This is a genomic window from Acidovorax sp. KPB24-03, assembly GCF_057546605.1.
The window spans coordinates 1-6,079 of sequence record NZ_BAAJYR010000208.1 but is presented as its reverse complement, the minus strand read 5'-3'; the positions used below and the strand labels follow the sequence as shown (position 1 = coordinate 6,079).

At 67.5% G+C, this 6,079-nt stretch carries 4 protein-coding genes and 1 pseudogene; 1 reads left to right on the top strand and 4 read right to left on the bottom strand.

From position 1 onward, the window contains the following. The 3 genes from AC27KI_RS17250 to AC27KI_RS17240 form a co-directional block, all read right to left on the bottom strand. On the bottom strand, positions 1 to 1,128 hold a 1,128-nt coding region (locus AC27KI_RS17250; protein ID WP_487114932.1), incomplete at its 3' end, for a 7TMR-DISM family protein. A gap of 442 nt (positions 1,129 to 1,570) precedes the next feature. Next, entirely contained in the window at positions 1,571 to 2,386 is an 816-nt protein-coding gene (locus AC27KI_RS17245; protein ID WP_487114930.1) for an alpha/beta fold hydrolase, read from the bottom strand. Positions 2,387 to 2,429: 43 nt separating this feature from the next. After that, positions 2,430 to 3,257 carry a proteasome-type protease gene (locus AC27KI_RS17240; protein ID WP_284394794.1) on the bottom strand — a complete coding sequence of 276 codons (828 nt, stop codon included), beginning with the start codon at positions 3,255 to 3,257 and terminating at the stop codon, positions 2,430 to 2,432. Positions 3,258 to 3,539: 282 nt separating this feature from the next. Between AC27KI_RS17240 and AC27KI_RS17235 the strand changes: the two genes are divergently transcribed. Continuing rightward, positions 3,540 to 4,409, top strand: a complete 870-nt coding sequence (locus AC27KI_RS17235) for a cysteine dioxygenase (protein WP_487114928.1) — start codon at positions 3,540 to 3,542, stop codon at positions 4,407 to 4,409. Positions 4,410 to 4,470: 61 nt separating this feature from the next. Here AC27KI_RS17235 and mutS read toward each other — a convergent pair. Beyond that, positions 4,471 to 6,079, bottom strand: a pseudogene (gene mutS / locus AC27KI_RS17230) (DNA mismatch repair protein MutS); the annotation flags it as partial.

The window sequence follows — 6,079 nt, the reverse complement described above, 5'->3', positions numbered from 1 at the left end:
GCCTTGCGACAGGCCGCATGCAGCCGCCGCGATGAAGAACGCGGCGGCTGCCAGCAGCAGCGTGGCACCCAGCGGATCGCGCCGCCGCGCGCGGGCCCAGGCCACCGGCACGCTCATCAGCCAGGGCAGGGGGCCCAGGGCGGTGAGCAGCACCATGGCCATGCGCGTGTCGATCCCGTCCACCAGAAAGGCGGCGCCCAGCACCGCGCTGACCGCGGCACCGCCCTGCATGGCACGAAAAAAACCGCCACGCGCCTTGCCCTCCAGCAGGGCCTGCCCGAGAAACAGGAACGTGGTCGCCAGCGCCGCGAAGCCGCACAGGGTGGCGATGTGCAGCTCGACCCAGAGCTGGTCGCGCCAGAGGTACTGCGCCCCGATCCCGAAGAGCTGCAGGCAAAAGCCCGCGCTTGCCGCGACCAGCAGCGCGTAGTGCAGAAAGAGCCGCTCGCCTCCTCCGATCCATTGCCCCAGGCTGTAGATCAGCAGGCAAAGGGCCAGCCCGGCGAACAGGCCTTGCAGCATCTGCTCAGCGAGCGCGTCGGAGAGAAACTGCGGGGCTTGCGCCACGGTGGCGGGCAGGACCATGCTGCCGCCCGTGCGCACGCGCACCAGCAGTTCGTAGGGTACGCCGGCGGTCATCTTGAGGCCCATCGCCGGGGTGCGCGACTGCCAGGGACGCTGGCTGAACGGGCGCATGTTGCCCATGGCGGCCTGCTGCACGATGCGGCCGCCCTGCGCCAGATAGAGGTCCACCTGGTGCAGGGCGGGGTAATCGATGTTCACGACCCACTCCGTGTTCGCCCCCGCCTGGTTGATCAGCGTGGCGCGCAGCCACAGGGCGCCCGCATGCACTCCGAGCGATCCGCCCGTGTGGGCCGGTGCGGCGAATGCGGCAGGGTTTGCCAGGGCTTCCTCGGCCGTCAGCGCGGCGGTGCGGTCGGCCCGCACCGTGAAGGTGTGCCACAGGTTCACGGACGGCATGCCATCTCGGAGCACCAGCGGTTGCGCGGCCTGGGCGGCGGGGGCGAGCAATGCGGACATCACCACCACGCACCCCGGCAGAACGCGGCGCAGCCAGCACCGCAGGAAGGTTGGAGACCACGGATGCAGGCGGGAAAACAGGCGCATGGCAACGGTGGCAATGGGAGAGACGCGATGGCTTGGGCGTCAGCGCACCGTGCGCGAATGGCGGGCGCAGCGCCCGCCGGAAGGTGCCGGGCGCTGTGTCATGTGCGCAAGCCGCCACAGGGCGGGCAGAGGGCCATGCGGGGGCGGGAAGCAGCGCAGCGGGGGCGGACGGTGTGGGGACGGGGCATGCTGTATCACGTTGTAACGCTGCCGCAGTGTAGAAGAACTTTCTCCGCAGATTCCATTTTTTTGATGGTGCGGTGCGTGGGGCCCACGAAAAGCGGGTGCCATGCAGCGGCGGGCGGCGGGCGGCACCGGCCATGGGCGCGACCTTTCATACGGCGGATGCGCTCTGCGTCCTCGTAATTGATTTCGGCAGATCGTTTGGGCGGCACTCTCGCACGGTGCGGAGCCGGCGCAGGGGGATCAGGGAGCCGAAGGATCAGGCGGCCCGGACCGCCATGAGATTCAACAGTGCGGCTTCGATGGCGGCGGCCGTGGTCTTGGGCTGCTCCATCGGGAACAGGTGGCTTCCGTCGAGCACCGTCACCCGCCCCTGGGTGATGCTCAGCGTCATCGCCATGCCCACCTGCCGCACCTCGGCCGATGAGCGCCCGCCAATGAACGCCGCAGGGCAGCGCAGCGGGTGCGCTCGCAGCAGTTGCGACAGGTTGTGCGGCAGAGTGTTGTAGATGGCGGTCTCCACGGCCCGGTCGAAATGCAGCATGTGCCGGCCCTCGTGCTCGCGCAGGCCGTGCTGGATGTAGTCGCGCAGCACCTCGCCGTCCCACTGCGCGAAGGCCTTCTTCTTGCGGAAATGCTCCAGCGCCTCGTCGGAGCTGGCCCAGGCATTGCGCCGGGCCCGGCTGACCTTGCCGGGCGACACGGCACCCACCAGCTGCGTCTGCTTGGCCATGCCCAGCGCACTGGCGCGCCAGCCGCTGATGAGGGGCGAGTCGATCATCAGCACGCCGCGCGCCAGTTCGGGGTGGCGTGCGGCGGCCATCACGCTCAGGAAGCCGCCCAGCGAGTGGCCCACGAAGAACACCGGCCTGCCCACGCGTTGCACCTGCTCCTGCGCGAAGTCGGCCAGCTGCTGCACCAGGTGCGGCCAGTTGTTGGTGACGGGGTACTCGGGCGCATGCCCGTAGCGGTCCAGCGCGCTGACATCGAAACCCCGGTTCTTCAGGTGGCGAAACAGCACCGAGTAAGTGCCTGCCGGAAAGCTGTTGGCGTGCGAGAAGACGATGGGGAGCATGGGGCTTCGGCGGCTGCTGCCGTGGCGGCGTGCCGCCAGGGCGTCAGACGAGCTTGTCGCGCGGGTTGGTGATCTTCTTGATCGGGCGGCTGCGCGACGGCTCGACCTTGATCGGCACTTCGGTCAGGCCACCGTGCCATGCGGGGTCTTCGATGCTGTCGAACACCTCGCGCAGCTTCTCGCCCCAGCTGTTGTGCAGCATGCGGAAGTAGGGGTTGTGCTCGTCGATGCAGACGATCTTGTCGGTGGCGAACTGGCCCACCTCATACACCACCAGGTCCAGCGGCAGCCCCACCGACAGGTTGGACTTGAGCGTGCTGTCCATGGACACCAGCGCGCACTTGGCGGCCTCGTCCAGCGGCGTGTCGGGCGTCAGCACGCGGTCGAGCACGGGCTTGCCGTATTTGGATTCGCCCACCTGGAAGTACGGCGTCTCGGACGTGGCCTCGATGAAGTTGCCCGCCGAGTACACCTGAAAGAGCCGCATGCCCTCGCCCTGGATCTGACCGCCGAACACCAGCGAGACATTGAAGTCCACACCCGAGCGCTTGAGCGCAGCGCCGTCGCGTTCATGCACGTGGCGCACGGCGGCGCCCAGCACGCGGGCGGCATCGAACATGCTCTTGGCATTCCAGATCGTCATCGGCTCGCCGCCCTCGCGGTCGGTGAGCTGCTCGGACTGCAGGATCTCGCGCACCGACTGGGAGATGCTCAGGTTGCCGGCGGACAGCAGCACCATGAATCGGTCGCCCGCCTTCTCGTAGATCATCATCTTGCGAAAGGAGCTGATCTGGTCCAGGCCCGCATTGGTGCGGGAATCGGACAGGAAAACCAGTCCGGCGTTGAGCTTGATGGCGACGCAATACGTCATGGAGGGCAATTGGGGGACAAAGGGTCGAGTGTAGGCCTTGTCGCCGTTGCGCTGCGGACTTGCCCCAAGACGGTGCGGCAGAAACAGGGGACAAACGGTGCGGCGTGTCGCCAATGTTTCAGATGATTTCGCAATATGAAAAGACATTCGCATTTCCGTGCCTCTGCTTCGCACGGGCGGCGGGATTCCGCCTTGTGGTTCGAAGAATGGCGGGTGGGTGGCGACACGGTGGATCGCCGTTGTTCTCCCGCTTTTTCTTCCTCATCCACTCTTTTTCAAACCATGACGACCAGCTCCATCTCTTCCCCTTCCCGCGCCGTTTCGCCCCGTTCCGAACGCGCCGAAGTCGCCGATACCGGCTCTTCGAACAAACGGCCTGCCGGTTCGAGCCAGCCGGGCGGCGATGCCCGCCTGGACGGCCTGCAGGCGCGGTCCCCGGACGCCAGCGCGGAAGGTGCTTCGGCCAAGCGCCCACGCACCTCGCTGCTGGGCACGTATTCGGGCATCGCAGCCCGCGAGGCCAAGCTCGACAAGGTGTACACCACGCTGTCCCTGCAAGCCCGGCAGACCCACGCGGCTAACCAAAAGCGCCTGGAAGCCGGCGTTCAGAAGCTTTTGCAAAATGCCTCCGTGCAAGCCGAGATCGCGGCGGGCAAGGACGTGCGCGATTGCGTGGCGGACGCCCTCAAGAGCCTGCTGGAGGAAGCCCAGTTGTCCACAGATATTTATAAGCCCAAGGACGCCACACAGTTGGCGGGTTACGGTCGCTATCTGCTGCACAGCCACGCGAAGGAGGGAGAGTCGTTCTGCCTGCAACTGTTCGCGTTCGATGCCAGGCAAAAGACCCCCATCCACGACCATCCCAACGAGTGCGCTTCTTTCATCCTGAAGGGCAAGTTGTCGGAGCGAATCTACCGACCGACCGGCGAAACGAAAGACAACACGCCGCTGGCCGAAAAGACCGAAAGAAATGCGCGGACAGAAGCGTCGTTGGCCGGCTTCGGGCCTGACGAGCTGGGCGTGCCCCACAGCCTCAAGAACAAGTCCGGCGCCATCGCTCTGTCGGTGCATCTGTACCGCGACATGGATGGCCTGTCCGAAGGCCAGCAGATCGCGGCCAAGACCAAGTTCGAGCGCACGGGCAAGGAGTAGAAGCCCGCGGTTTCTCCAGCCGAGTAAGTCAGCCTCGCCTGAGGTCGATGGCCTGCGCGGCCTAGCCCCGTACCAGCCGCTTGAGCTGGTACAGCGCGTCCAGCGCCTCGCGCGGGCTCAGGGTGTCGGGCTGCAGTTCGGCCAGCGCCGCTTCCGCCGGGCTCACCAGCGGCCCCTCGGCCTCGGGCGGCTCGGCGAACAGGTCCACCTGCGTTTCGCCCTCGCCGGCCCGCTGCTCCAGCGCGGCCAGCGTGTGGCGCGCATGGTTCAGCACCGGCCCCGGCACGCCCGCCAGTCGGGCCACGTGGATGCCGTAGCTGCGGCTGGCCGGCCCCGGCTGGATCTCGTGCAAAAAAGACGATGTTCGAGCCCGACTCGGTCGCGCCCACGTGCACGTTCACCGCGTGCTGGTGGCGCGCCGACAGTTCGGTCAGTTCGAAGTAGTGGGTGGCGAACAGCGTGAACGCCTTGGTGCGGTCGTGCAGGTGCGTGGCGATGCCGCTGGCCAGCGCCAGGCCGTCGAAGGTGCTCGTGCCGCGCCCGATCTCGTCCATCAGCACCAGGCTGTGCGGCGTGGCCGAATGCAGGATCTGCGCGGCCTCGGTCATCTCCAGCATGAAGGTCGATTGCGCGTTGGCCAGGTCGTCGGCCGCGCCGATGCGCGTGTGGATGGCATCAATGGGCCCCAGGCGGCACGACGTGGCCGGCACGTGGCTGCCCATGCTGGCCAGCAGCACGATCAGCGCCACCTGCCGCATGTAGGTCGATTTACCGCCCATGTTCGGCCCGGTGATGACCTGCATGCGGGTGTTGGCGTTCAGCCGCGTGTGGTTGGCGATGAAACTGCCGGACGAGGTCTCGGCCAACCGCGCCTCCACCACCGGGTGGCGCCCGCCCTCGATCTCGATGCAGGGCTCGGGCGCGAACTGCGGTGCGCACCATTGGAGCGTGAGCGAGCGCTCGGCCAGCGCGCACAGCACGTCCAGCGTGGCCAGCGCATGCGCCAGCCGGGTGAGGGCGGGCACATGCGGCTGCAGCCGGTCCAGCAGCTGCTCGTACAGCCATTTCTCGCGCGCCAGGCCGCGCTCCTGCGCCGACAGCGCCTTGTCCTCGAAGGTCTTGAGTTCCGGCGTGATGAAGCGCTCGGCGTTCTTGAGCGTCTGGCGGCGGCGGTAGTCGTGCGGCACGCGGTCCAGGTGGCTGCTGGTCACCTCGATGTAGAAGCCATGCACCTTGTTGAACTGCACGCGCAGGTTGGCGATGCCGGTGCGTGCCCGCTCGCGCGTCTCCAGGTCGAGCAGGAAGGTGTCGCAGTGCGTCTGGATGCCGCGCAGCTCGTCCAGCTCGGCGTCGAAGCCCGGGGCGATCACGCCGCCGTCGCGCACCAGCGCCGCCGGCTCTTCATGGATGGCCGCGCGCAGCAGTTCGCCGCAATCGACCGGCGGACGCAGGTGGTCGAAGATCTGGGCCAAAAACGGCTCCGAAGCATGGAATGCCCCGGCAAGCTGCTCTGCTTTTTTGTAGCGTCTTGCACAGGCCCAGCAGCTCGCGCGGGCGCACCTGCCGCAGTGCGATGCGGGCCGTGATGCGTTCCACATCGCTCACGCCGCGCAGCTCGCCGCGCAGCGCCTGCCATGCGCCGGTGCCCGAGGCCGTGCCGCGCAGCGCCG